Source organism: Dorea amylophila (assembly GCF_025567265.1).
Classification (GTDB): domain Bacteria; phylum Bacillota; class Clostridia; order Lachnospirales; family Lachnospiraceae; genus Dorea_A; species Dorea_A amylophila.
In genome coordinates this window covers 57,801-84,003 of sequence record NZ_JAOQJW010000013.1, presented here as the reverse complement: position 1 = coordinate 84,003, position 26,203 = coordinate 57,801, and the positions used below count along the sequence as shown (strand labels likewise).

The following is a 26,203-nucleotide window of genomic DNA, read 5'->3' as shown; positions in this document are numbered from 1 at the left end:
TTTGCGTTTTTTCTGCACTCTACAGATCCACAATCCTTGCTCTGTGATGAATCGCCGGAAGATATTTCTGAAGCAGATCTTTTGTCTTGAATTTCAAATGGCTGGTATTGATCCCCGGATTGCATCCGAACCATTCTGCCTCTGCAACTTCCTTATCTATGATCACCTGCACATAATCATCTTCATCCGTCAGAAGTCCCGCAACACTTGCAGATCCCGGTGTTGTACCAAGATGTTCCAGCATCTTCTCCGGTGGTGCGAATGACATATGGGATACGCCCAGCTTCTTACTGAAAGAAGACGTGTCAAACGCTTTATCGGCCGGCATCACCAGCAAGAAGAATGTCGTCTTCTTCTGATTACATAGGAACACATTCTTCCGTATCTCCGTTCCGATCGCCTTGTCTACTTCCGCACATTCTTCCATAGAAGATGCCGGATCATTGTCTACCTGTTCATATGGGATTTTTAATTTTTCCAATGTATCATAGAATTTACGCTCTAACGGCATTCTCTCGTCTGCCGGTGCTTTTGTCCTTATTTCACTGATATACATAACACTAAACCTCCGTTTCTGATACTTATACTTGTTAACATTATATCGAATCTGCACAGCGATTGCAATTTTTACATTACAAATTTATTTCTTATAAATTTCTGTTTTTTTCATTTTATGCTATACTATAATTGATGTTGTCGGGGGATCTCTGCCTCTGACACCTTTATATCTAAAAAGTCACAAGGAGAAAAAGTCATGAAATACGTATTAGCCTCAGCTTCTCCCAGACGGCAGGAGCTGCTTACCCAGGCAGGATTTTCTTTTGATGTTATCCCGTCTGCAGTTAAAGAAAAGATTACAAAAGATATTCCATCCGATGTCGTAATGGAACTGGCACATCAAAAAGCTCTTGATGTATACGAATCACGGATAAAAGATAATCCTGCATATCAGACAGAAGACTGTATCGTGATCGGTGCCGACACCATTGTATCTTATCGCGGTGAGATTCTCGGAAAACCGGCTGATAACGAGGAAGCCTTTGATATGCTTTCCATGCTCGCGGACCGCACACATCAAGTCTATACCGGAGTCACATTCGCAGGACATATCAGCGGGAAGCAGATCCTACATACATTTTACGAAAAAACGGATGTTACATTTTATCCAGTCACAAAAGAGGATCTTCATACTTATGTTGACAGCGGTGATTCTCTTGACAAAGCCGGCGCTTACGGCATCCAGGGCGCATTTGCCATCCACGTAAAAGGGATCGAAGGTGATTATAATAATGTAGTCGGCCTTCCGATCGCACGACTCTACCATGAACTTGATTCCATTTTGCCAAAGGAGAAGATACATTATGCATTCTAGCCGGAGTAAACAGAAATACGAAAAATCCGCACTCCGTATCTCCATCACAGGAAGTACGATTTTCGTAATCCTGGAGATCGTTATGGCGGTCATCACAAGGTCGCAGGCCGTCCTTCTGGACAGTGTCTATGACGGCGTCGAGATTCTGATGGTATTCGTGTCACTTTCACTGGTTCCGCTGATGTACAAGCCGTCCAGCGAAAGCCACCCATTTGGTTACCAGCAGATTGAATCCTTATTTGTTGTTGTAAAAGGTGCGATCATGATTGCTGTTACCGTCGGACTGATCATTAACAACATCCAGATCATCTTCCACGGCGGCCAGCATGTCAACTTTTCCATGGTTGCGTATTTTGAAATGAGTGCCACCTTAGTCAGTATTGCTGTGATCTTCCTGCTTCGCAGGATGAACAGTAAACTGACTTCACCGATCGTGATCATGGAGATCCAGGAATGGCAGATCGACTCTGTTGCATCATTTGGTATGTGCATCGCATTCTTTCTGCCGCAGATCATAACCGGAGAATGGTTCCAGCCTTTGATTCCTTATCTCGATCCGATACTGGCGATCATCTTGTCCCTTTTTATGCTTCCGGTTCCGATAAAAACCGTGATCACGGGACTTCGGGACCTGTTCTTACTCCCTCCGGAGGAAGAAACGGTTCAGGAGATCAAAGATATCGTATCTCCGATTCTTGCCACATACGGGGACACAAAATTATATTATGATATCCTGCGTACCGGACGGAAATTATGGATCAGCGTGTATATCACCATGAACCGTGATATGATTTCTATTTCCAAATTCAAATCTGTACAGAAAGAGATTATCCAGGCGCTTTCAAAAGAATATCAGGATTTTTATTTTGAACTGCTTCCGGACATTGAATACAACGGGGATACAGAGGTTCCCGAACCCGTTCCCGATGAAGAAGAAGCATAATACGTAAGAGGCTGCCAGCATAATTGCCGGCAGCCTCTTTTTAAAGGTAGTTTTATGAATCAAAATTGTGGTATTGTCTGAATCATTTATACTTCTATATGTTTTTTATATTTTCCCTTACTTGCTTTCGTATTTTGCAGCTGCATCTTCGATAGACGCTCTCATGATCAACATCAACTCATCAATCTGTTTCTTTGTTACGATAAGTGGCGGGATCATACGGTTTACACTGTCTCCGATTGCTGTGATCAGTGCCATTCTGTCAAGGCATCCGTGTTTTACCTCTACAGCGATCGGAATATCATATTCGCATCCGACCAGCAGTCCACGTCCTCTTGCTTCTTTCACATGCGGGAGTTTTGCAAGTTCCTGTTTCATGTATTCTCCCATTTCTTTTGCATTTTCACTTAAGTTATTATCAAGAATTTCTGTTACAGATGCAAGACCTGCTGCACATGTTACACAGTGTCCGCCATATGTAGAACCATGTGCTCCTGCTGTAAATTCTTTTGCTACTTTCTCTGTTGCACAGCATGCTGCTAATGGCATTCCGCCTCCGACTGCTTTTGCCATGGACACTGCATCTGGCTTCACGCCATATCCCATGTATGCCATCGGTGCTCCGGTACGTCCCCATCCTGTCTGAACCTCATCAAACAGGAGTAACATATCTTTTTCATCACATAATTTACGAAGTCCTTCAATGAATTCCTGTGTTGCAGGATGCACACCACCTTCACCCTGTACAGGCTCAATCATGATTGCGATCGTATTCTCTGTTACCTTAGATTTGAAATCTTCAAGGTTATTATATTCTGCATAATCGAATCCCGGAAGCATTGGTTTGAATCCCATCTGGATGGCATTGTCCGGCTGTCCTGTTGCAGACATTGCTCCGTATGTTCTTCCATGGAAACCATGTTTTGCTGTAATGATGTGATATCTTTCCGGTCCAAAGTTATCCACACCGTATTTTCTTGCCATCTTGATCATGCACTCATTGGCTTCTGTTCCGGAGTTCTGATAAAAGATCTTATCCATTCCAATCGTATCACAGATCTTCTTAGCCAGTAATGCCTGTGGAATGGTGTATGGGTAGTTAAATGTATGCATGATATCATCTAACTGATCCTTGATTGCTGCAATGACTTTTGGATTTCTGTTACCACAGCTGTTAACGGCAACTCCACCGTAGAAATCAAGATATGCATTTCCCTCTTCATCATACAAATACATGCCCTCTGCTCTCTCTGCAATGAAATCATATCTTTCATAAGTCTCCACCATATACTTATTGACCATGTCCTTCAACTCTTGTGCTGTAAGTCCCGTATCCTTTAATCTCATAATAAAACTCCTCACTTTCATTCATTTTCGAATTTGTTGAATTATGATCTCGTTCGTTTTCCTATCCTTTTATCACTCTGTCATTAGAACGAAAAAAGGCACCACACCCAAACGGGTATGGCGCCTTTGCCTTTCAACGATTCACAGTATATACCTGTGTTTTTGAAACGTCAATATGTTTTTTGAAATTTTTTTTAAATATTTTTATCATGAACTTCTCCGACATACACAGGTATAAAAAATAGAGTGTCATACGACACTCTATTTCTGCACATATTAGTTATACTTACGTTTTCTAGCAGCTTCAGATTTCTTTTTGCGTCTTACGCTTGGTTTTTCGTAATGTTCTCTTTTACGAATTTCCTGCTGAATACCAGCCTTTGCACAGTTTCTTTTGAATCTGCGTAAAGCGCTATCTAACGATTCGTTTTCTTTAACGATTACATTTGACATAGTCTCACACCTAACCTCCCCTCCAGTCCTATATTGTGCATCATACGACTGTTCGGGTATTTTTATTGCACTACATATGATTATAACATATTTTTTTCTCACGTCAACAACTTTCTTCCACTTTGGAAAAAATTGCAAAATTTCGCGAATTGACAGTAAAATTTTATGCAAGCTGTCCTTCTAATGCTTCTTTTGCAGCCTTCAGAGCATCCTCTACACCTGCCGGATTCTTACCGCCGGCCTGCGCCATATTCGGACGTCCGCCGCCACCACCGCCAACTAATTTGGCAACTGCTTTGATCAGGTTACCTGCATGAGCTCCCTGTTTCATAGCTCCGTCTGTAGCGGTAGCCATCAGGCTTACTTTACCATCATTAACAGAAGCAAGCAGGATCACACCTTCGCCCAACTTCTCTTTTAACTGGTCTCCAAGATCACGAAGGCCGTTCATATCTACACCTTCCAGGCTTGTAGCAAGGAATTTCACACCTTTTACTTCTTCTACCTGGTTCATTACATCACCCATGGCATCTTTTGCAAGTTTGCTCTTCAGGCTCTCTACTTCGCCCTTTAATACCTTATTTTCATTCATCAGATGAGAAACCTTCTCTTCGATGTTTTCCGGTGTTGCTTTCAGTAATTTTGCAGTCTCATGAAGCTTCTTCTCCTGAGCGCTATAGTAATCCAGAAGTCCTTTGGATGTCAGGGCTTCAATACGGCGTACTCCGGCAGCCACACCTGTCTCGGACAGGATCTTAAATGCCATGATGTTTCCTGTATTCTTTACATGTGTACCACCACAGAATTCGATAGAGAAATCACCCATACTTACAACACGTACAATGTCTCCGTATTTTTCTCCGAACAGAGCTGCAGCTCCCGTCTTCTTAGCCTCTTCGATCGGCATATTTTTAATTACAACCGGAAGATTCTCACGGATCTTCTCATTTACGATATCTTCAACCTTCTGCAGTTCTTCTGCTGTCATGGCAGAGAAGTGTGTAAAGTCGAAACGCAGTCTCTGTGCATTGTTCAGAGACCCTGCCTGTTCTACATGATTTCCGAGTACCATGCGAAGAGCTTTCTGAAGCAGATGGGTTGCACTGTGGTTGTTCTCAGCAAGTGCACGGTTCTCTTTGTCAACCTTCAGATTCACCTTGTCGCCGACTTTGATCATACCCTTTGTAACTTGTCCTACATGGCCGAATTTGCCGCCCGCAAGCTTCACAACATCTTCTACGACAAATTCACCGTCTTCGGTACAGATGATACCTTTATCGGCTTCCTGTCCACCCATTGTTGCATAGAATGGAGTCTTGGCAACGATGATCGTACCCTTATCTCCGTCTGTCAGTGCATCTACAACTTCTGTCTCGCTTGTCATAGCTGCCACATCAGATTCAACCTCTAACTGATCATATCCGACGAACTCAGAAGATAATTCTGCATCCAGCTCATCATATACACTGGCATCTTTACCACTGTAGTTGTGTGTACCGAATGTTCCTTCGGATTTTGCACGCTGTTCTTTCTGTGCTTCTTCGAATCCTTTTTCGTCATAAGTCAGACCCTTTTCTTCCAGAATCTCACTTGTCAGATCGATCGGAAATCCATAAGTATCATACAGCTTAAATGCATTCTTTCCAGAGAGAACATTCTCACCATTCTTCTTCATCTCTTCTTCCATGTCTGCAAGAATAGAAAGTCCCTGGTCAATTGTCTTGTTGAACTGAGCTTCTTCTTTGGCAATTACGTTAAAGATAAAGTCTTTCTTTTCTTCCAGTTCCGGATATCCGTCTTTAGATCCGTCAATAACTGTCTGTGCCAGTTCTACAAGGAATGCTCCCTTGATTCCAAGAAGTCTTCCGTGACGGCATGCGCGGCGGAGAAGACGTCTTAATACATATCCACGTCCGCTGTTTGATGGAAGGATACCATCAGAGATCATAAATGTTACAGAACGGATATGGTCTGTCAGTACTCGGATCGATGTATCTGTATTATCATCCTTCTGATACTCTACTCCTGCCATGTTACATACATGGTCTCTTAAAGCCTTTAATGTATCGATATCGAACATGGAATCAACATCCTGCACGATACATGCCAGACGTTCCAGTCCCATACCTGTATCGATGTTCTTCTGCTCTAATTCTGTATAGTTATTATGTCCGTCGTTGTCAAACTGTGTAAATACGTTGTTCCAGATCTCCATGTAACGGTCACATTCACATCCAACTGTACATCCTGGCTCTCCGCATCCATATTTTTCTCCACGGTCATAATATACTTCTGAACACGGTCCGCAAGGTCCTGCTCCATGCTCCCAAAAGTTATCTTCCTTTCCGAAACGGAAGATTCTCTCCTCTGGAATTCCAATCTCTTTATTCCAGATCTCGAAGGCCTCATCGTCATCCTGGTAAATGGATGGATATAATCTATCTGGATCCAGTCCCACTACTTCTGTAAGGAACTCCCATGTCCAGTGAATTGCTTCGTTTTTAAAATAGTCTCCAAATGAGAAGTTACCAAGCATTTCGAAAAATGTACCATGTCTGGCTGTCTTTCCTACGTTCTCGATATCTCCTGTACGGATACATTTCTGACAGGTGGTAACTCGTCTTCTCGGTGGTATCTCCTGTCCTGTAAAATATGGTTTCAATGGTGCCATACCAGAGTTGATCAGTAACAGACTCTTATCGTTATGAGGCACTAACGAGAAACTCTTCATTGCCAGATGTCCCTTACTTTCAAAAAACTCAAGAAACATTCTTCTTAATTCGTTTACGCCATACTTCTGCATAATTTCCTCCTGCTCTACATTCATGTATCTAATCAGTATAAATATTTTTATCAATACTAACTTTTAATTATAAAGAGAGACAGGCGTTTTGTCAATCTTTACGCCTGTCTCTTTTTTGGTCTCTTTTTTACTTATTTCAGCTCGATTTCACCGAGTTCTTTTGGCGGAAGCTGCTTGCTGGATGCTTTTACAAATTCTTTCACTTTCTTCTGTGCTTTTGGCACCGGGATGTTCGTTCCCGCACCGGCTACACATCCGCCCGGACAGCCCATTCCTTCGATCAGACATCCGTTCATTCTTCCGATCTTCGCCATAGAAAGAATCTTCTTACAATCCGCAAGACCTTCTGCATGCTCAATCTTTACTTCCACACCCGGATAGTACTCATTTACACATTTTTCAATTGCAGATGCCACGCCGCCTGCAACCGCATAGCCGCGTCCCGCACCTGTTGCATTGTGGAAGGAAGACTCTGCCTCATATTCGGAAAGGTCGATTCCTTTCGCATCAAACATTCCCTGCAGTTCTTCAAATGTCACTACAAAATCAACATCACTTCTTACGGTTCTGCGCATCGCTTCCAGTTTCTTGGCCGCACATGGTCCGATGAATACTACTTTAGCATTCGGATGTTCTTTCTTGATCGTACGTGCAGTAGCGACCATAGGAGTCAGTTCCTGAGACACTTCATCGATCATATCCGGGAAATATTTCTTTGCCAGCATTGCCCATGACGGACAGCAGGATGTCAAAAGGAACGGTAATTCTCCTGTCGCAACCTTCTCTACATAATGATGTGCCTCCGCAACAGCTCCGATATCTGCACCAAGCGCCACTTCATACACCTGTGAAAATCCAATTTCTTCCAGTGCTGCTTTTAAGTTTCTCGCATTGATATTATCTCCGAACTGTCCGGTAAATGCCGGTGCGATCTCAGCAATAATCTGCTCGCCTTCCGACAATGCTCTTGCAAGCTGGAAGATCTGGGATTTGTCTGAAATTGCTCCAAACGGACAGCTTACCATACACATACCACAGGATACGCATTTGTCCGGATTGACATAGGCGCGTCCCATTTTATCCGATTCAATTGCATTTACACCGCATGCTTTTGCACACGGACGCTCTTTTTTGGAAATTGCATCATATGGGCAGACACTCTTGCACTTTCCACATTTGATACATTTTTCCTGATCAATATGGGATTTGCCGTTTACCATGGAAATCGCACCCTTCGGACAGACTTCCATACAAGGATGCGCCAGACATCCTTTGCACATGTTGCTGACCTCATATCCTTTCGCTTCGCATCTCATGCATGCGGATGGAATTACCTGCATAAGCGGCGGTTCATAATACTTATCTGATATGTTACTTGCTTCCACCCCCGCTGTCAGATGTACCGGTTTGTCTTCCGGCCGGAGTGAAAGTCCCATTGCAAGTCTTACCTGTTCTCGTACAACTGCTCTTGCGCGGTAAACACTGTCACGGTACTGCTCTGTCTCATCATTCACCAATGCATATGGGATTGCTTCCATATCATCGCATAGAGTATCTGCATCTGCTTTGAAGCCAAGTGCTGCAACTTCTTCAAAAACTTTTCTTCTCAACCGTCTTACGGTTGTATTAATGCCTCTCATCATAGTTGGAGTTCCTCCTATTTTTCCTTTGTCATTTTTATGACAGTCTATAGTTCTATTATAGACACTTGAGAAAATGTTATCAACTAATTTTGAAAATCAATTTACAAATCAATTTAAAGCAGAATCATATTGTGTTCTTTGCAGGTTTTCCGCATCTGCTCCGGCCACAAACTTGCCTGTACTTCACCGACATGTGCGCGGTCGAGAAGCAGCATGCACAGTCTGGACTGTCCGATACCACCTCCGATGGTGTACGGAAGTTCGCCGTTTAACAGCATTTTGTGATATGGAAGATTCTTTCTCTCTTCGCAGCCGGCTTTTACAAGCTGCTCTTCCAGCGCTTTTTCATCTACACGGATACCCATGCTGGAGATCTCAAGTGCACAGTTCAGTGTCTCGAACCAGAACAGGATATCTCCGTTTAACTGCCAGTCATCGTAGTCCGGTGCACGTCCGTCGTGCGGTTCGCCGCTTGCGAGTTTGTCACCGATCTTCATCAGGAATACACAGCCGTGTTCTTTTGTGATCAGGTTTTCTCTTTCCTTCGGAGTCTTATCCGGATACATATCTTCCAGTTCCTGGGAAGTGATGAAATAGATGTCCTCCGGAAGTTTCTTTACTGCCTGTGGATATTTGTACCATACTTCATGTTCCATATGTTTGATGATCTTGAAGATATTGCGTACGGTAGCTTCCAGTGTCTCAACGGTACGTTCTTCTTTTTTGATCACTTTTTCCCAGTCCCACTGATCCACGTAGCAGGAATGTAAGTTGTCAAGTTCTTCATCTCTGCGGATCGCGTTCATATTTGTATAAAGTCCCTCACCCGGCTGGAATCCATATTTGTATAATGCCATACGTTTCCATTTTGCAAGGGAATGTACAACTTCTATTGTCTCTCCCGGAACGCCTGCGATATCAAACTGTACCGGTCTTTCCACACCGTTCAGGTCATCGTTCAGACCACTGCTTTTTTCTACGAATAACGGTGCAGAGATTCTCTCCAGATTCATCTCTTTTCCGAATTCCTTCTGGAACGTGTCACGAATGTACTTGATTGCTTCCTGTGTCTCTCTTACGCTTAAGCGAGGGTCATAATGTTCTGGTAATATTAATCCCATTTTTTCTGTCTCCTTTTTGTCTGCTGTATATTTTTATGAAATTCTTTGCTCACTGATTACTCTTCTTCAAATACTCTCTGTGCATAATATACGGACTGCATTGCATCTTTGCCGTAAAAATCTGCCCCGATCATATCTGCATAATCCTGATTCAGCACAGCTCCCCCTACCATGACTTTACATTCAGGTTTACGTTCTCTCAATAACTTGATGGTCTCTTCCATGCTTACAACCGTTGTCGTCATAAGCGCGCTTAGACCTACCAGCCGGATATCCTGCTCCACTGCAGTATCTACGATCACTTCCGGTGGTACATCTTTCCCCAGATCGATCACATCAAAACTGTAATTCTCCAGAAGGACTTTTACAATGTTCTTACCAATATCGTGAATATCTCCTTTTACCGTTGCGAGAATGACCTTATTCTTCGCCTGGACTTCCCCGCCTTCCTGTGCGAGTACATCCTTGATCACTGCAAATGCGATCTTTGCCGCATCGGCACTCATCAGAAGCTGCGGCAGGAAGACAGTTCCCTTTTCAAATCCTTTTCCTACCGTATCCAGTGCTGGGATCAGATGTTCATTGATGATCTCCAGCGGTGCCTGTTTCTTTAACAGTTCTCCTGTTGCATGATGTGCTTCTTCTTTCAGACCTTTTTCGATGGCCTCTTTTAAAGTCAGTTCTGCCTTGGCTGCCGGTGCAGGTGTTCCTGCTTTCTGACTGCCATATACACGGATATACTCCTCGCAGTTCTTATCGTAATTCATCAGCGCACAGAATGAATAATACGAGCGCATCATATCCTCAGAAGAAGGATTAATGATCCCCGCACTTAATCCATTCTGCATGGCCATCGTATAGAAATTTGAATTAACTGCCGGACGGTACGGAAGACCGAACGAAATGTTCGATACACCAAGAACCGTACAGACACCATAAATCTCCCTGACTTTTTTGAGTGCTTCCAGCGTGACCTTCGCACCTTCCGGTTCAGAACTGATCGTCATTGCCAGCACATCGATCACGATGTCTTTTTTGTCAATGCCGTATTTCTTCGCTTCTTCGATGATTTTTCCTGCCACACGGACTCTTCCGTCTGCGGTTGCCGGGATTCCGTCCTCATCGATCGTAAGACCGATCACAACACCTCCGTAACGCTTAATAAGCGGGAAGACAGCATCCATATTTTCCTGTTTTCCATTTACAGAGTTCACCATCGGCTTACCGTTATAGATACGCATCGCCGCTTCCATTGCTGTGATATCAACGGTATCGATCTGAAGCGGCAGGCTTGATACGCTCTGAAGCTCCATGATGACTTCTTTCATCATCGCCGGTTCGTCAATATCCGGAAGTCCTACGTTGACATCCAGAATATGTGCTCCCTTATCCTGCTGCGTAATCCCCTCTTTCAGGATATAATCCATGTCGTGGTCTTTTAATGCCTGTTTGAATTTCTTCTTACCGGTCGGATTGATTCTCTCTCCGATGATCATCGGCTTGCCGCCAAGGATGACCGCATGTCCGTAAGAAGATACCATTGTGATATCTTTCTTTGTTGCCGGCTTTACGCTCATCTCTCTGGTCGTCTCAACCATCTTCTGGATATGTGCAGGTGTTGTTCCACAGCATCCGCCGATCACATGCGCTCCCATCTCTACGATTTTTGCCATATATCCGGCAAACTGTTCCGGTTCTACATCATAATAGACTTCCCCGTCACGCTGCTTCGGAAGTCCTGCATTCGGTTTTACGATGATCGGAACCGATGCGTATTTCAGAATATCCTCCAGGATCGGAAGCATCTGTTCCGGTCCCATACCACAGTTGATTCCAAGTGCATCCACGCGGAGTCCCTCCAGCATGGCAATCACTGCCGGGACATCTCCACCTGTCAGAAGTTTTCCCTTTTCATCAAAGATCATGGTTGCAAATACCGGAAGTGACGTATTCTCTTTTGCTGCAAGTACTGCTGCTTTCACTTCGTAACTGTCACTCATGGTCTCGATATGGATCAGATCTGCTCCTGCTTCTTCTCCATAGATCATGGTCTCTTTAAATGCCTCATATGCATCTTCAAAAGAAAGATCACCCATTGGTTTTAATAATTTACCCGTCGGGCCCACATCTAACGCTACATAAGTCGTTCTTCCATCATGCACGCCGAGCTCTGCGGCCTTTTTCGCATTTTGGATCCCGGCCGTCACGATTTCTTTCAGTCCATACTTGGAATCATGAAATTTGATCGCATTGGCACCAAATGTATTGCTAAGCACGATATCACTGCCGGCTTCGAAATATGACTTATGAATATCAACGATCTCTTCTGCATGCTCCAGATTCCAGACTTCCGGAAGTTCTCCTGGCTGCAATCCTTTTGACTGCAGAAGCGTTCCCATGCCGCCATCAAAGTATAATAATTCTTTTCCCAGTCGTTCTAATAACATCTGTCTGCTCCTATCCTTTTCCTGTATCTTATGACCTGCGATATGCGCAGTCCTTCTTCTGACACACTTCACAACCTTTGATATGGCAGGAAGTCTCTGTTTCACTGAGACCGATCACTGCCGTCACCGATTTTGACGGTGTCAGCATATTGCCGCCGGTAAGTGTCAGCCCGATCTTCTTTGCCGTATCCAGCATACGGAGGATCATATCCTGATGTGCAATATCAAAGTCTCCATATCCAGGACTGAATCTCGGTCTGATATAATAACCCTCTTTCTTCATATCTGCTTCCAGAGCAGTCTGCCATTCATCCAAATATTCTTCCAGCATAGCAGCCGCACACGCCTGAAGTGTTACCACTCTTGCCATATCTCCGATGGAATATTTCCGCAATAGCAGATCAACTTTCGGTCCAAGCGTTGCACCCAGCAGCACTGCTTTTTTACATCCCGTCAGATTTTTATAAAGATTTTTACTGTGGATATCCAGATTTCCCAGAAGGATTCTTCCACTCTCCGGGAATTCTAATTCAAAAATGCGGTAGACGATCCTGCCGCACGCCGCCTGGGAAAGTTCTTCAAAACAGCTTTCCACAAGCTTCAGCGTATGATCATCTACCGCATGTCTGCCATATCCCAAGTAACGAATTGCTTCTTTCGTTCTTGCGTCCATTTTGCTTCCTCTATTTATTCAGAATCTCTGAAAGATTTGCCTGGATTGCCGCAGCAACCTCCGGTTTATTCATAGAATATACGTGAACATGGTTAATGCCATTTGCGAACAGATCGATGATCTGGTCTGTCGCATACGCAATACCTGCCTGCTGCATTGCTTTCGGATTATCTCCAAAGCGATCTACGATTGCTTTGAATCTCTCCGGAAGGTTGGTTCCGGACATAGACAGGATTCTCTTTACCTGATTTGCATTTGTTACCGGCATGATTCCCGGAATAACCGGAACGGTAACACCCTTTTCTCTCGCTCTATAGAGGAAATTATAAAGAATATTGTTATCAAAAAACATCTGTGTAGTCAGGAAATCTACACCACAGTCTACTTTCTGTTTCAGATGTGCAATATCATCCTTCTTATGTTCGGACTCTACATGTCCTTCCGGATAACATGCAGCCCCGATGCAGAAATCTCCCTGACTCTTGATATCCTCGATCAGCTCATATGCATACTGATAATGATTCGGAAGTGGGAATTCACTCTCTTGTGGAATATCTCCTCTGAGAGCAAGGATATTCTCAATTCCTGATGCCTTTAACTGATCGATTACCTGATGCACTTCTTCTTTTGTTGATGATACACAAGTAAGATGTGCAAGGCTTGGTACATTATATTTATCTTTGATATGTGATGCAATCTTTACAGTATTCTTACTGGTACCGCCGCCTGCACCATATGTAACACTCATATATGACGGTTTCAATTCTGCAATTGCTTCTGTCGCCTTTAATACTCCTTCATATGCTGCATCTGTCTTCGGAGGAAATACCTCAAAAGAAAGATGCGGTGTCTTTTCTACTAATATATCACTGATTTTCATATTTTTTCTGTCGTTCTCCTTTAGTCTGTTTTTACATTCCTTCGTATAATTCTTCGTACTGTTTTGCAGAATTCTTCCATGAGAAGTCTTTATTCATGGCACGTTCAACAATCTTGTTCCAGTCACGCTTCTTATCGTAATAGATCTGTTCTGCATAACGTACAGTTGCCAGCATCTCATGTGCATTGTAGTTCATGAAGCTGAATCCTGTACCGGTCTTTTCATACTCATTGTATGGCTCTACCGTATCTTTTAATCCACCTGTCTCGCGTACAATCGGGACTGTTCCGTAACGCAGACTCATCAACTGGCTGAGTCCGCATGGTTCAAACAGGGATGGCATAAGAAATGCATCACAGGAGGCATAGATCTTATGGGACATTGCTTCTGAATAATAAATGTTTGCAGATACTTTTCCCGGATATTTCCAGGCAAAATGACGGAACATATTCTCATACTGCTCTTCCCCTGTACCAAGAACTACGATCTGTACTGCATCCTGACACAGTTCATCCATTACATAGGCAACAAGATCAAAGCCTTTCTGGTCTGTCAGTCTGGAAACCACACCGATCATCATGGTCTTCTGGTTTTCCTCCAGACCAAGTTCTTTCTGAAGTGCGATCTTATTCTTGATTTTTTCTTTACGGAAATTGCTGACATCATAATTTCTCTCAATCTTATTATCTGTCAGCGGATTATAATCTTCGTAGTCAATTCCATTTACAATTCCTGACAGACAATTTGCCCTTGCATTCATAAGACCATCCAGCTTTTCACCATAGAATGGTGTCTTGATCTCTTCTGCATAGGAATTACTTACCGTCGTCACTCTGTCTGCATATACAATTCCACCCTTCAGGTAGTTTGCATCCTTATATGCCTCCAGTTTATCCGGTGCGAAATAATACTGAGGTAATCCGGTAATATCTCTGACACGCTTCGGATCCCATGTTCCCTGGAATTTCAGATTATGTATGGTCATGACCGTCTTGATTCCACGGTAAAATTCATTGCCATATCTGAAATTATCCAGATAGATTGGAACCAGCCCTGTCTGCCAGTCGTGACAGTGAATGATATCTGGTCTGAAATCAATCAATGGAAGTGCGCTTAATACAGCTTTTGAGAAGAATGCAAATTTTTCAATATCCGCATATATATCACCGTACGGTGCATATCCGTTAAAGTAATACTCGTTATCTATAAAATAAAACCTGATTCCGTCGTATTCCATTTCAAGAACACCTACATACTGCTTTCTCCAGTTCAGATCCATATAAAAATGTGTGTGATACTGAAGTTTTTCTTTCCATTCATCTTTCATGCACATATACTTCGGAAGCATTACACGCACATCGAATTTTTCTTTATCAAAATATTTTGGTAATGAGCCGACAACATCAGCAAGTCCTCCTGTCTTGATAAATGGGACTGACTCAGATGCCGCAAATAATATTTTCTTCATTGCATTTTCCTCCCAACCTTAGAATACTTTATCATTATAACGTATTTTTATTCAGAATAAAAGGGTTGTTTACCGGTTTTTATTTTCCAGACGGATCGTATCTGCGATCAGTGCAATAAATTCCGAGTTTGTCGGCTTACCTTTTCCGTTGCTTACTGTATATCCAAAGAGTTCATCCAGTGTATCCAGTTTTCCTCTGCTCCATGCAACTTCGATTGCATGGCGGATTGCTCTTTCTACTCTGCTTGCCGTCGTCTGGTGCATCTTAGCGATCGTCGGATACAGAACTTTTGTGATTGCATTTAATACATCCATATCATCCACTGCCATGATGATCGCATCTCTCAGGTAATGATATCCTTTGATGTGTGCCGGTATTCCGATCTCATGGATCATATCTGTCACCCTCGTCTCCAGATTATATTCCGGCTTCTTCTGCACTGTGCTTCCGGGTATTGCTTCAGAACTATTCCGCCTCTCTCCTTTTCCTGCATCTTTGATCCGGCTTAAGATCATATCATTGTGAAATGGTTTCATCACATAATAACTTGCTCCTTTTCGGAAAGCATCTTCTGTGATCCGTTCCTGTCCAACAGCCGTTACTATGATAAATTCCGGACGCTTGGTGATCTGGTCATCTGCATTTATTTTTTCCATCACACTTAAACCATCGAGCTTAGGCATGATCAGATCCAGTAGTACTACATCCGGTTCTTTTTCTTTGATCAGACGATATATATCTTCTCCATTATTGGCTTTGCCTATCAGATTCAGATCATGATCCTGCTCTATGATTTCCCCCAGCATATCCAAAATTCTCTCATTGTCGTCAGCGATTGCTACATTAACTTCTCTCATTTTACGTTATGCCTCCTTGTCCCTTAATAATCATGTCGAGTTTTATTATATAATTCCTGTAATTTTCGAACAAGAAAATGCTGTCGTAAAAACCTGACCTGCATCGACAATATTCTAATTATTCTACATGTTTCAGCATATTTTCGATAAAAATCCCATATCCCCTTGCAGGATCATTGACGAATACATGGGTGACTGCACCAGCGATTTTCCCGTTCTGAAGGATTGGTGCCCCGGACATTCCCTGTATGATTCCGCCTGTAATCTCAAGAAGTTCCGGATCTGTCACCTTGATCTCCAGACCTTTATTTTCTTCTTTTGTATGTTTGTCGGTTTTTGTTATACGAATTTTGTATTCTTTTACTTTTCCTTCTACACAGCATCGTATAACCGCATCCCCTTTTTTGATCTCATCCGTTGCCATAATGCCGACCGGCTCTGTATTCCGGAACAGGTTGTCTGTACGTTCAAGGGTTCCGAATATCCCACAATCTGTATTTTTATCAATAGTTCCCAGAACATTATACCGGTTATAGACGATGATTCCTTCTATCCCGCCCGGTTCCCCTCCTGCTCCTTTCTGGATACTGCGAATGCTGGTCTCGTAGACCCTTCCGTCTTTAATCTCCATCAGAGTGTTCGTATCTGTGTCATGGATTCCATGCCCCAATGCTCCAAAACGACTGTCCGTGTTCAGAAATGTCACCGTTCCAAGCCCCTGTGCATTGTCCCTTACCCATATTCCCAGCATGTACTGATTCTTTTTATTCCGCACCGGTTTTATCTTCACATCCAGATATCCGGAATCTCTCCTGAGCTTTAGGACCACTTCTTCCGCATCCAGCTTTTTTAATGTGTCCTGCAGCCTCTTTTTATCGGCAATCTTCTTTCCGTTACATTCCACTATATAATCCCCAGCTTTCACAAGATGCCTGGCCGGTTCTGTCATTTTCCCATCCGCTCCGGTAATCTTCTCTGTACCTAAGACCATGACCCCTTCCGTCTCCAGATAGATCCCAACCGGCATTCCTCCCGGGATCACAGTGTCCGAAGAAACCGTATCTGCACTTACTTCTTTTTTTCTCCCCTGTTCCTGCCGCTTTGTAATTTCATATCCTGCATAACCAAGGACAGATAACACAAGCAGCACAAGCAGGAATCTACGATACCAGTATTTTCTCATATTCCACACTCCATCCTGTCTTTTGTCTGCACAGCAATAAAAAAACAGACACTCTGTTACAAATGTCTGTCTTAGTATATGATATTTCAGAAAAAATACTCTGGATCTTTACGTTTTTTATTTCATCTGTGATGCCAGATTTTTCATCTCTCTGGCACTTTGCATCACCGTATCTGTGATCCTGGCTCCGCCAAGGATCCTTGCAAGTTCTTCCACGGAATTTTCTTCATTCAATGGATAGATCTGCGTTCGTGTCACGGCATCTTCTGTCTTTTTTTCAATCAAAAAATGCCGGTCTGCCATAGCTGCGATCTGCGCCAGATGCGTAATACAGATCACCTGGTGTTCTTTTCCGATCAGTGCCATTTTTTCCGAAACCTTCTGAGCAGTACGTCCACTGATCCCGACATCGATCTCATCAAAGATCAACGTCTCGATCTCATCTTTGTCTGCCATTACCGCTTTGATCGCCAGCATAATTCTGGAAAGTTCCCCGCCGGATGCCACTTCTGTCAGCGGCTTCACCGGCTGTCCCTGATTAAGCGAGATCCTGAATTCCACATCATCGATGCCATCTTTGGCATATTCTTTCTTTTCCGCAAAATGTATCTCAAACTGTACCTGTTCAAAATTCAGATCTTCAAGACCTTTCTGAATCTTTTTTTCAAGCATTTTAGCCTTCTTCTGCCGCAGTGCCGAAAGCTTTCCTGCCAGTTCCAGATACTTCTGCGACAACTGCTCACAGGATTTCTCCAGTTCCTGCATATAAGTATCATAATTTTCCAGAATCCCGATTCGTTCTTCCTGCTTCTTACAGTATGCCATGATCTCTTCATAAGAATTCCCATACTTTGTCTTCAGATGATTGATCTCATTCAGCCGCTTTTCTGTCTCATAGAATTCTTCATCCGAGAATTCACAGTTTTTCTGATATTCTGCCAGTTCATGATTAAAATCATTTAGCAGATTGTCTACATCCGCCAGCTGGGTATATAACTGTGACAGCTGCTCATCGGCATCCACAGCTTCCGACAGTGTTCGGAGTGCCCTTCCAAGCTTTTCGCTCGCACTTTCCCCATCTTCACCCGTATACTGGTAGCATTCCGCAACACTTTGGGCAATCTTCTTTCCGTTACACATGCGCCGGTAACATGCTTCCAGTTCTTCATCTTCGTGCTCTTTTAATTCTGCCCGGACGATCTCATCCACTTCAAACTTAAGAAAAGCCAGTTCCTTTGCCCGCTCGGATCCATTTGTTCCTGCTTCCGACAGTTCTCTTATTTTTTCTTTATACTGCTGCCATGTTTCCGCCACTTTTTCTTTCTGCTTTTTCGTTTCTTCTCCGGCAAATGCATCCACTATTGCCAGATGATTCTTTTTATAAAGCAATGACTGATGTTCGTGCTGTCCGTGAATATCGATCAGGATGGCGGATACTGCTTTAAGCGTCGCCATCTGCACCGTCTCTCCATTGATCTTGCTGACACTTCTTCCTTCCATCAGCCTTCTCTGAAGCGTAACAAACCCGTCCTCCGGGTAAACATCCAGTTCTTTTAATCTGCGGATCTGTCGTTCACTTTCTACCGAAAATGTCAGTTCTACCAGTCCGTATCTCGTTCCCTGTCGGAGGATATCTTTCGTATATCTCCCGCCAAGAGCAAGATTGACCGAGCCAAGAATGATCGACTTCCCGGCACCGGTCTCTCCAGTTAATATGTTCAGTCCTCTGCCGAACTCTACTTCAATCTCATCGATCAAAGCCAGGTTTTTCACATGTAAATACTGTAACATGCATCCTCCTATAAGATAATCTTGCTGATCTTGTCCATTACTTTTACCGTGTCATCCACACTTCGGATCGCACACATGATCGTATCATCCCCTGCAATACTTCCGACAATCTCATTCCATTTCATTGCATCCAGTGCCGCACATACCGCACTTGCCATTCCTGCTACTGTCTTGATCACCAGGATATTCTGCGCCATATCCATGGACAGATATCCTTCTCTTAAGACACGGATATATTTTTCACTCATTGCACTCTCTTGATGCTGATGCAGTGCATATCTCTGCTTGCCGTTCTCAGACGGTATCTTTGTAAGCTTCAGGTCCCGGATATCTCTGGATACCGTTGCCTGTGTTACTTTAAACCCTTCCCGGTTCAGATATTCTGCCAGTTCTTCCTGCGTTTCAATATGATATTTGTTGATCAGTTCTATGATCTTCGCATGTCTGTTTACTTTCATCTCATCAATTTCCCTTCATCTTTCTCCGTAATATTTCCAAAAAACTGATTTTATTGATCTTCATTATCTTTGTCGTCTTTTCCGCCTTACAGATTGTCAGCTTATCCCCGGTCTGGATCGGCACACTGGTCGCACCGTCAAATGTGACCAGTACTTTTTCGATATTTCCTCTTCGTCCTTCCCCGATCTCAATTACGATCTCATCGTCTGAAGACAGAACAATACTTCTTGTATTCAATGCATGAGAGCAGATTGGTGTGATCACGGTAAGTGACGCTGTCGGTTCCACGATCGGACCTCCGGCCGACAGATTGTATGCCGTAGATCCGGTCGGTGTGGATATGATAATTCCATCCGCTTCGTAAGAATTCAAAAGTTCCCCGTTTACAAACAATTTGAAATAAATAATGCGCAGGTCATCGCCCCTTCGCGACACAACAATATCATTTAGCGCGACATCCTTTTTCCCATCCCGAAATGTTCCTTCTAACATCATGCGTTCTTCATACAGATAATCACCCTGCAGCATCTGCGTGATATCTTCTTCCAGATTATTCACTTCTACTTCTGTAAGATACCCAAGCGTTCCCATATTGATACCCAAAATTGGAACATCTCTTTTCCAAAGTGTTCTTGCCACTTCAATCAGACTTCCGTCACCGCCGATCACGATCGCACAGTCTATCATGTCCGGAATCCGTTCCCTGATAATATTCTTTTCTGCATCCTTTTCACACAATGCACAGTTTCTTCCTGCTATCTCCAGCAATTCTTTTACTTTTCCTGTCACCGCATGATTCGTATCTTTCCCGTCATTGGTAACGATCCAAAACTTTTTTAACATCTGCCTCTAACCTTTCGCAAGTGTAGCAAACGACAGATCTACCGTCTTTTCGACATCGATCTGCGGCGAGATTCTGTCAGTCGCTTCACATTTCTGTAAGTGGACCAGATATTCGATATTGCCTTCCGGTCCTTTGATCGGAGAAAATTCCAGATTCAGCACTTCAAATCCAATAGACATTGCATAATCGATCACTTTATGAATCACTTCTATATGTGTACTCTTCTCACGTACAACGCCTTTCTTTCCAACCTTTTCCCTGCCTGCTTCGAACTGCGGCTTGATCAATGCTACGATCTGTCCTTCATCCGTCAGATAATTACGGATGGGAAGCAGTACTTTCGTAAGTGAGATGAAGGATACGTCAATGGATGAAAACTGCACCGGTTCCCCTATATCTTCCGGTGTCACATAACGGATATTCGTCTTTTCCATACACACTACGCGTGGATCCTGTCTTAATTTCCAGTCAAGCTGTCCGCGTCCCACATCAATCGCAAATACCTTTACCGCGCCATTCTGCAGCATGCAGTCTGTGAACCCACCCGTAGAAGAACCTACATCCGTACATACTTTTCCTTCTACGTTCACATCAAAGTTCTTAATTGCTTTTTCCAGTTTCAATCCTCCGCGGCTGACATACGGAAGCGTATGTCCGCGTACTTCGATCATAGCTTCTTCCGGAAAAGTAGTCCCGGCCTTATCTTCTTTTTGCCCATCTACATATACGATTCCGGACATAATGATGGCTTTTGCCTTTTCTCTGGAAGCTGCCAGATTTCTCTTTACCAGTAATACGTCTAATCGTTCTTTCATAATCTCTCCTGTTATCTATCGTGTCACATATCTATAATGTCTCATATAACTTACGGATCTTCGCTGTCATGGTCTCTACATCCAGACCAGTCTCTTTGCGCAGAACCTCCACATTGCCATGCTCTATATATTCATCCGGAAGTGCTAGGATCTGCACTCTCGTATCCGAACCCGTCCTCATCAGATACTCTGTTACATGTTCACCGAATCCGCCGGATCTTACATTTTCTTCGATCGTAACGATCAGCTTGTGCTGCTCTGTCAGGTGATCCAGCATCTCTGTATCCAGTGGTTTTACAAATCTTGCATTGATCAGCGAGCAGTGATATCCGGCTTCTTTTAACTGTTTTCTGACCTCCAGCGCCTCGCCAAACATATGTCCGACAAAGATCACTGCAATCTCCCGTTCTTCGTATAGCATTTCACTCTTTCCGTATACTACCGGACTTCTGAATTCCGGACAGGCATCGCATGCACTGCCTCTAGGATACCTGATGGCTACCGGACCATCATATGCGATACCGAATCTTATCATATCAGCCAGTTCCCATTTATGCTTCGGCGACAGTACAACCATATTAGGGATAGTGCTTAAGTAGGACAGATCAAAGATTCCCTGATGGGTTTCCCCGTCGTTTCCCACTAGACCTGCACGGTCTACTGCAAACATTACCGGAAGATTCTGAAGTGCCACATCATGGATCATCTGGTCATATGCCCTCTGTAAAAATGACGAATACACGGCGAATACCGGCTTTATTCCACCTGCTGCGAGTCCCGCCGCAAATGTCACTGCATGTTCTTCTGCAATTCCCACATCAAAAAAGCGGTCCGGATATTTTTTCCGGAATCCTGCAAGTCCCGTGCCATCTTCCATTGCTGCTGTGATCGCTGCCAGCTTATCATTTCTTGCCGCCTCATCGCACATTACTTTGCAAAAAACATCTGTATACGTATCTTTCTTTTTCGGGTTTTCCGGTTCTCCCGTCTCTACCCGGAACGGTCCGATTCCATGGAATTTTTCCGGCTTTTCTTCTGCCGGCCCGTATCCTTTTCCTTTTTTGGTAATTACATGAAGCAATACCGGTCCTTCAATCTTTCTTGCCTCTTTAAATGCACGTACCATCGTCGGGATATTATGCCCCTGGATCGGCCCTAGATAGGTGATTCCCATGTCTTCAAAGAACATCCCCGGAACGATCAGCTGTTTGAGACTGCTCTTGGTCTTGCGGATACGCTCGATCACAGGATCTCCCACGACCGGAACGTTATGCAGTACATTTGTTACACCTTTTTTCAGATCTGTATAGAAGTCCGCCGTACGCAGCTTTGCCAGATAATCCGACATTCCTCCAACGTTTTCCGAAATAGACATATGATTATCATTCAATACAATGATAAAATTCTTTTTAAGCGTGGATGCATTATTCAGTGCTTCATATGCCATCCCACCTGTCAGCGATCCATCTCCGATTACCGAGATCACACTGTAATCTTCCCTCTGCAGATCTCTTGCGCACACATACCCAAGCCCCGCCGAGATAGAAGTAGAGCTGTGTCCGGTGTCAAATGCATCGCATGCACTTTCTTTTCTCTTCGGGAATCCACTCATCCCGCCATATTTTCTCAGGTCATCAAATCCGCCTTTTCTTCCGGTCAGGATCTTATGTGTATAGGACTGATGGCCTACATCCCATATAATTTTATCCTTCGGCAGATCAAAGACCAGATGCATTGCCATTGTAAGTTCTACTACGCCGAGATTCGATGCCAGATGTCCTCCGGTTTTACTGATCTTCTCGACCAGGAACTTTCGGATCTCCTGTGCCAGTTCCGGAAGTTCTTCCGGCTTCAGATCTTTTATATCATTTGCTTTTTGAATTCTTTCTAACATAACAAGGTATCCCCTTTATCTGTCTCTGTGAATCAGCTGTATCAGTAACTGTTCCAGATACGCATTCTCCCCTGTAAACTGATGAAGCAGTGCAATTGCTTCATTCGATAATTCTTCCACTTTCTTCTGTGCCTGTTCAATTCCCAGAAGTGTTACATAAGTGGTCTTCTGATTCTTCTCATCACTGTGGATCGGCTTTCCAAGTACCTCTTCTGTACTCGTCACATCCAGAATGTCATCCTGGATTTGGAATGCAACACCTACATAATGTGCAATCTTTTCTACGCTCTGTATTTCTGCATCCGAAGCACCACCGAGGATTGCGCCGATCATCATTGCACATTCGATCAGAGCGCCCGTCTTCAGTTCATATATGGTATCCAGCACATCTTTTGAAACCGCATGTCCGGTCTCTTTTACATCGATCACCTGCCCGCCGATCATTCCATAGATACCTGCTTTTCTCCCAAGGACAGTAAGTGCACGCCCGATCTTAAGACTGTCTTCCGGAGACTGCTCAAATGCCCGGAATGCTGTCTCAAATGCGTAATTCAAAAGTGCATCTCCTGCCAGGATTCCCATATCTTCCCCGTATACAATGTGTGTCGTCTTTCTGCCTCTGCGGTACTCATCATTATCCATTGCCGGAAGATCATCATGCACCAGTGAATATGTATGGATCATCTCAAGTGCTGCCATAAAAGGCTTTAATGTCTCCGGTTCTTCTCCAAAAAGTCTGCAGGTCTCCTGCATCAGCATCGGCCGGAGTCTTTTCCCGCCTGCCATCAGACTGTACTCCATTGCCTCCATGATCACCTTCTGATATCCTTCTGCCTCCGGAAGATATCGTTTCAGGATTTCTTCGATCTCTGCCACTTTCGTTTTCATCTGTATTGTAAATTCTTCTTTAGAATTCATGTTCCTCACCCTCTTCATCTAATAACAGCATCTTCTTTTCTACTTTATCGATCTTGCTGTTACAGGCTTTCAGCATATCCATGCCCTGATGATACAGCTGAAAAGATTCCTCCAGTGAAATCTCTCCTTCTTCCATCTTTTTTATCGTCTGTTCCAGATCTGAGAATATCTCCTCAAGGCTCTGTTCTTCCAAAGATTGTCCTTTTTTTTCCGCCATTTGTTTCTCCTGGTATCTGTCTGTTCTATTTGTTCCGTGCTTTGCACCGGCATCATTTATATCTCATACGTCTTATTCTGCACAGCTTCTACGGATGTCTGAATCAGTCCGTCTGTCACATACACCGTCAGTTCATCACCTTTTTTTACTTGCCGGATACTCTTTATCACACTGCCATCCGCTTCTTCTACATAAGAAAATCCCTGATTCAGCTTCCGGATCGGAGACAATCCATTCATCTTCTCGATCTGGATCGCCAGACGGTATCTTGCTTCCTTCACACGGTCATTCATCATCTGACGGAGTTCATCTTCCAGCTCAGCCAGCCTCTGCTGCTGTTCCTGTAACTTATGACGCGGATGCAGATAAGAAAGTCTGGTCTCCATCTCTTTCAGCCGCAGACGGTTCATACGGACGGCTCCTGCTACACTCCGATTCATGCGCAGACGGCATTCTGCCAAATAATTCTCCACCTGTCTGTAATCCCACACTGCAAGCTCCGCAGCCGCCGAAGGTGTCGGGGCACGTAAGTCTGCCACGTAATCTGCGATTGTCACGTCTGTCTCATGACCTACCGCCGATATCACCGGAACCGTACAGTCGAAGATTGCCCTTGCCACTTCTTCTTCATTGAAGGCCCACAGATCTTCGATCGAGCCGCCGCCTCTTCCAATGATGATCACATCTACTTCTTTCATCTCCAGCATACGGATTCCCCGCACAATGGACTCTTTGGCGCCTTCTCCCTGCACCTGAGCCGGATAAAGAATCAGCTGTACATACGGATTGCGTCTCGCAGATATATTCATGATATCCCGGACTGCAGCTCCCGTCGGCGCAGTCACAACACCGATCCGCTTTGCATATGCCGGAATCTGTTGCTTATATTCGGGTGCGAACATTCCCATCTCTTCGAGTTCCTGCTTCAGCATCTGGTACTTCTCATAAAGTGTTCCTTCTCCATCCAGCCGGATCTCATTCGCATAAAGCTGGTAAGCGCCGGTTCTTTCATAGACATTTACGGAACCAAGCACAATGATCTGCTGTCCTTCTCTCATATGAAAAGAGAGCCCGCCTCGCTGCCCCGCAAACATGACACAGGCAATCGTTCCGGACTCATCCTTTAATGAAAAATATATATGTCCCGATGTGTGATACTTACAGTTAGAAACTTCTCCCTTTACATAGATACGGTTCAGCATAAAGTCCTGGGTGAACATATTCTTGATATATGCATTCACCTGTTTTACTGTATATACATTTCGAGCCATTTCCTACCTCTGATTAATCTGCAAGCTTTGCCAATACTCCATTTACAAATGATGCACCGTCTTCACTGCTGTATTTCTTTGCAAGATTGACAGCTTCGTTGATTGCAACACCTGTCGGGACATCCTCGTCCCACTTCATCTCATAAACCGCAAGTCTCAGGATTGTAAGATCTACCTTGTTCATACGTCCTGTCTTCCATCCGGTCGTATGCTCATTGATCATTGCATCGATTTCATCAATCTTCTCTACAACTTTCTGCGCTTTTTCACTGATATACTGCATATCTTTTTCTGTGGCGCCTTCGATCTGTTCAAAATACAGTTCTGCCTGTGTTCCCTGTTCTGCTTCTTCGTTAAAATCAGCACCAAATATCAACTTAAAGATATGTTCTCTCTGCTCTGTTCTCTTCACTTATGCTTCCTCCGGTATCTCGACTCCGGCAACGCGGATGTTCACATCTGCCACCTCAAGTCCTGTCATATTCTCAATTGCAGTTTTTACCTTTTCCTGCACTTTAGAAGTGATGTCTTTGATGCTGTAACCATAATTCAGGTTCAATGCCAGGGATACCGTTACGATCCCGTCCAGCACATCTACTTTTACACCTTTAGATAGAGACTTCATTCCAAGCTTGCTGATCAGTTCTCTTGTCGCATTTCCCGCCATAGAAGCAACACCTTCTACTTCCATTGCAGCAAGACCTGCGATGATCGCTACAACTTCATCTGCAATCTTGATCTCTCCAAGATTTTCATCTGTTTTTATTGTATACGTATTTTTTTCTTCTTTACTCATATTCTAA

The 26,203-nt window shown here is 43.8% G+C and carries 24 protein-coding genes; 2 read left to right on the top strand and 22 right to left on the bottom strand.

What is annotated here, in order from left to right; genetic code table 11:
• Positions 1-19: 19 nt before the first annotated feature.
• The gene (locus OCV72_RS09635) at positions 20-556 is read right to left on the bottom strand and encodes a prolyl-tRNA synthetase associated domain-containing protein (RefSeq protein WP_006426481.1); all 537 of its coding nucleotides are present in this window, start codon (positions 554-556) and stop codon (positions 20-22) included.
• 198 nt (positions 557-754) lie between these two features.
• Between OCV72_RS09635 and OCV72_RS09630 the strand changes: the two genes are divergently transcribed.
• Complete coding sequence (locus tag OCV72_RS09630) at positions 755-1,372, top strand: Maf family protein (RefSeq protein WP_055283488.1); 618 nt, start codon at positions 755-757, stop codon at positions 1,370-1,372.
• The gene (locus OCV72_RS09625) at positions 1,362-2,315 is read left to right on the top strand and encodes a cation diffusion facilitator family transporter (protein ID WP_055283485.1); all 954 of its coding nucleotides are present in this window, start codon (positions 1,362-1,364) and stop codon (positions 2,313-2,315) included. Before OCV72_RS09630 ends, OCV72_RS09625 begins: the two co-directional genes overlap by 11 nt.
• Positions 2,316-2,432: 117 nt before the next feature.
• Here the strand turns inward: OCV72_RS09625 and OCV72_RS09620 are convergent, their stop codons facing one another.
• From OCV72_RS09620 to OCV72_RS09520, 21 genes are all read right to left on the bottom strand, one after another.
• Positions 2,433-3,662, bottom strand: a complete 1,230-nt coding sequence (locus OCV72_RS09620) for an aspartate aminotransferase family protein (protein WP_055283483.1) — start codon at positions 3,660-3,662, stop codon at positions 2,433-2,435.
• Positions 3,663-3,938: 276 nt separating this feature from the next.
• Positions 3,939-4,115 (bottom strand): 30S ribosomal protein S21, encoded by a 177-nt coding sequence (gene rpsU, locus OCV72_RS09615; protein ID WP_005603101.1) that lies wholly within the window; start codon positions 4,113-4,115, stop codon positions 3,939-3,941.
• A 163-nt stretch (positions 4,116-4,278) separates the two neighbouring features.
• Positions 4,279-6,918 (bottom strand): alanine--tRNA ligase, encoded by a 2,640-nt coding sequence (alaS, locus tag OCV72_RS09610; RefSeq protein WP_055283481.1) that lies wholly within the window; start codon positions 6,916-6,918, stop codon positions 4,279-4,281.
• Positions 6,919-7,049: 131 nt separating this feature from the next.
• Complete coding sequence (locus OCV72_RS09605) at positions 7,050-8,561, bottom strand: 4Fe-4S dicluster domain-containing protein (RefSeq protein WP_055283478.1); 1,512 nt, start codon at positions 8,559-8,561, stop codon at positions 7,050-7,052.
• Between the two features lie 113 nt (positions 8,562-8,674).
• On the bottom strand, positions 8,675-9,682 hold the full coding sequence (gene asnA / locus OCV72_RS09600; protein ID WP_055283476.1) for an aspartate--ammonia ligase: 1,008 nt from the start codon (positions 9,680-9,682) through the stop codon (positions 8,675-8,677).
• Between the two features lie 56 nt (positions 9,683-9,738).
• Positions 9,739-12,129 (bottom strand): homocysteine S-methyltransferase family protein, encoded by a 2,391-nt coding sequence (locus OCV72_RS09595; RefSeq protein WP_055283474.1) that lies wholly within the window; start codon positions 12,127-12,129, stop codon positions 9,739-9,741.
• 28 nt (positions 12,130-12,157) lie between these two features.
• Positions 12,158-12,802: a vitamin B12 dependent-methionine synthase activation domain-containing protein gene (locus OCV72_RS09590; RefSeq protein WP_055214113.1), complete on the bottom strand. Its 645-nt coding sequence runs from the start codon at positions 12,800-12,802 to the stop codon at positions 12,158-12,160.
• A 10-nt stretch (positions 12,803-12,812) separates the two neighbouring features.
• The gene (metF, locus tag OCV72_RS09585; RefSeq protein WP_055283472.1) at positions 12,813-13,682 is read right to left on the bottom strand and encodes a methylenetetrahydrofolate reductase [NAD(P)H]; all 870 of its coding nucleotides are present in this window, start codon (positions 13,680-13,682) and stop codon (positions 12,813-12,815) included.
• Between the two features lie 31 nt (positions 13,683-13,713).
• The gene (gene glgA / locus OCV72_RS09580; protein WP_055283470.1) at positions 13,714-15,150 is read right to left on the bottom strand and encodes a glycogen synthase GlgA; all 1,437 of its coding nucleotides are present in this window, start codon (positions 15,148-15,150) and stop codon (positions 13,714-13,716) included.
• 69 nt (positions 15,151-15,219) lie between these two features.
• Positions 15,220-16,008 carry a sporulation transcription factor Spo0A gene (spo0A, locus tag OCV72_RS09575; RefSeq protein WP_055283468.1) on the bottom strand — a complete coding sequence of 263 codons (789 nt, stop codon included), beginning with the start codon at positions 16,006-16,008 and terminating at the stop codon, positions 15,220-15,222.
• 118 nt (positions 16,009-16,126) lie between these two features.
• On the bottom strand, positions 16,127-17,191 hold the full coding sequence (gene spoIVB, locus OCV72_RS09570; protein WP_028085763.1) for a SpoIVB peptidase: 1,065 nt from the start codon (positions 17,189-17,191) through the stop codon (positions 16,127-16,129).
• Between the two features lie 117 nt (positions 17,192-17,308).
• Positions 17,309-18,982 (bottom strand): DNA repair protein RecN, encoded by a 1,674-nt coding sequence (gene recN, locus OCV72_RS09565; protein WP_055283466.1) that lies wholly within the window; start codon positions 18,980-18,982, stop codon positions 17,309-17,311.
• Positions 18,983-18,990: 8 nt separating this feature from the next.
• Complete coding sequence (gene argR, locus OCV72_RS09560) at positions 18,991-19,440, bottom strand: arginine repressor (protein WP_055283464.1); 450 nt, start codon at positions 19,438-19,440, stop codon at positions 18,991-18,993.
• A gap of 4 nt (positions 19,441-19,444) precedes the next feature.
• The gene (locus OCV72_RS09555) at positions 19,445-20,284 is read right to left on the bottom strand and encodes an NAD(+)/NADH kinase (protein ID WP_055283461.1); all 840 of its coding nucleotides are present in this window, start codon (positions 20,282-20,284) and stop codon (positions 19,445-19,447) included.
• A 6-nt stretch (positions 20,285-20,290) separates the two neighbouring features.
• A complete protein-coding gene (locus tag OCV72_RS09550; protein ID WP_055283458.1) occupies positions 20,291-21,100 on the bottom strand; it encodes a TlyA family RNA methyltransferase in 810 nt (269 codons plus the stop codon).
• 31 nt (positions 21,101-21,131) lie between these two features.
• On the bottom strand, positions 21,132-22,994 hold the full coding sequence (gene dxs, locus OCV72_RS09545) for a 1-deoxy-D-xylulose-5-phosphate synthase (protein ID WP_055283455.1): 1,863 nt from the start codon (positions 22,992-22,994) through the stop codon (positions 21,132-21,134).
• Between the two features lie 15 nt (positions 22,995-23,009).
• Positions 23,010-23,912: a polyprenyl synthetase family protein gene (locus tag OCV72_RS09540; RefSeq protein WP_055283453.1), complete on the bottom strand. Its 903-nt coding sequence runs from the start codon at positions 23,910-23,912 to the stop codon at positions 23,010-23,012.
• Positions 23,902-24,129 carry an exodeoxyribonuclease VII small subunit gene (gene xseB / locus OCV72_RS09535; RefSeq protein WP_028085770.1) on the bottom strand — a complete coding sequence of 76 codons (228 nt, stop codon included), beginning with the start codon at positions 24,127-24,129 and terminating at the stop codon, positions 23,902-23,904. The genes OCV72_RS09540 and xseB overlap by 11 nt, the downstream gene beginning before the upstream one ends.
• Before the next feature lie 56 nt (positions 24,130-24,185).
• On the bottom strand, positions 24,186-25,400 hold the full coding sequence (gene xseA, locus OCV72_RS09530) for an exodeoxyribonuclease VII large subunit (RefSeq protein ID WP_055283450.1): 1,215 nt from the start codon (positions 25,398-25,400) through the stop codon (positions 24,186-24,188).
• A gap of 13 nt (positions 25,401-25,413) precedes the next feature.
• A complete protein-coding gene (gene nusB, locus OCV72_RS09525; protein ID WP_028085772.1) occupies positions 25,414-25,812 on the bottom strand; it encodes a transcription antitermination factor NusB in 399 nt (132 codons plus the stop codon).
• The gene (locus OCV72_RS09520; protein WP_055283448.1) at positions 25,813-26,196 is read right to left on the bottom strand and encodes an Asp23/Gls24 family envelope stress response protein; all 384 of its coding nucleotides are present in this window, start codon (positions 26,194-26,196) and stop codon (positions 25,813-25,815) included.
• Positions 26,197-26,203 lie beyond the last annotated feature (7 nt).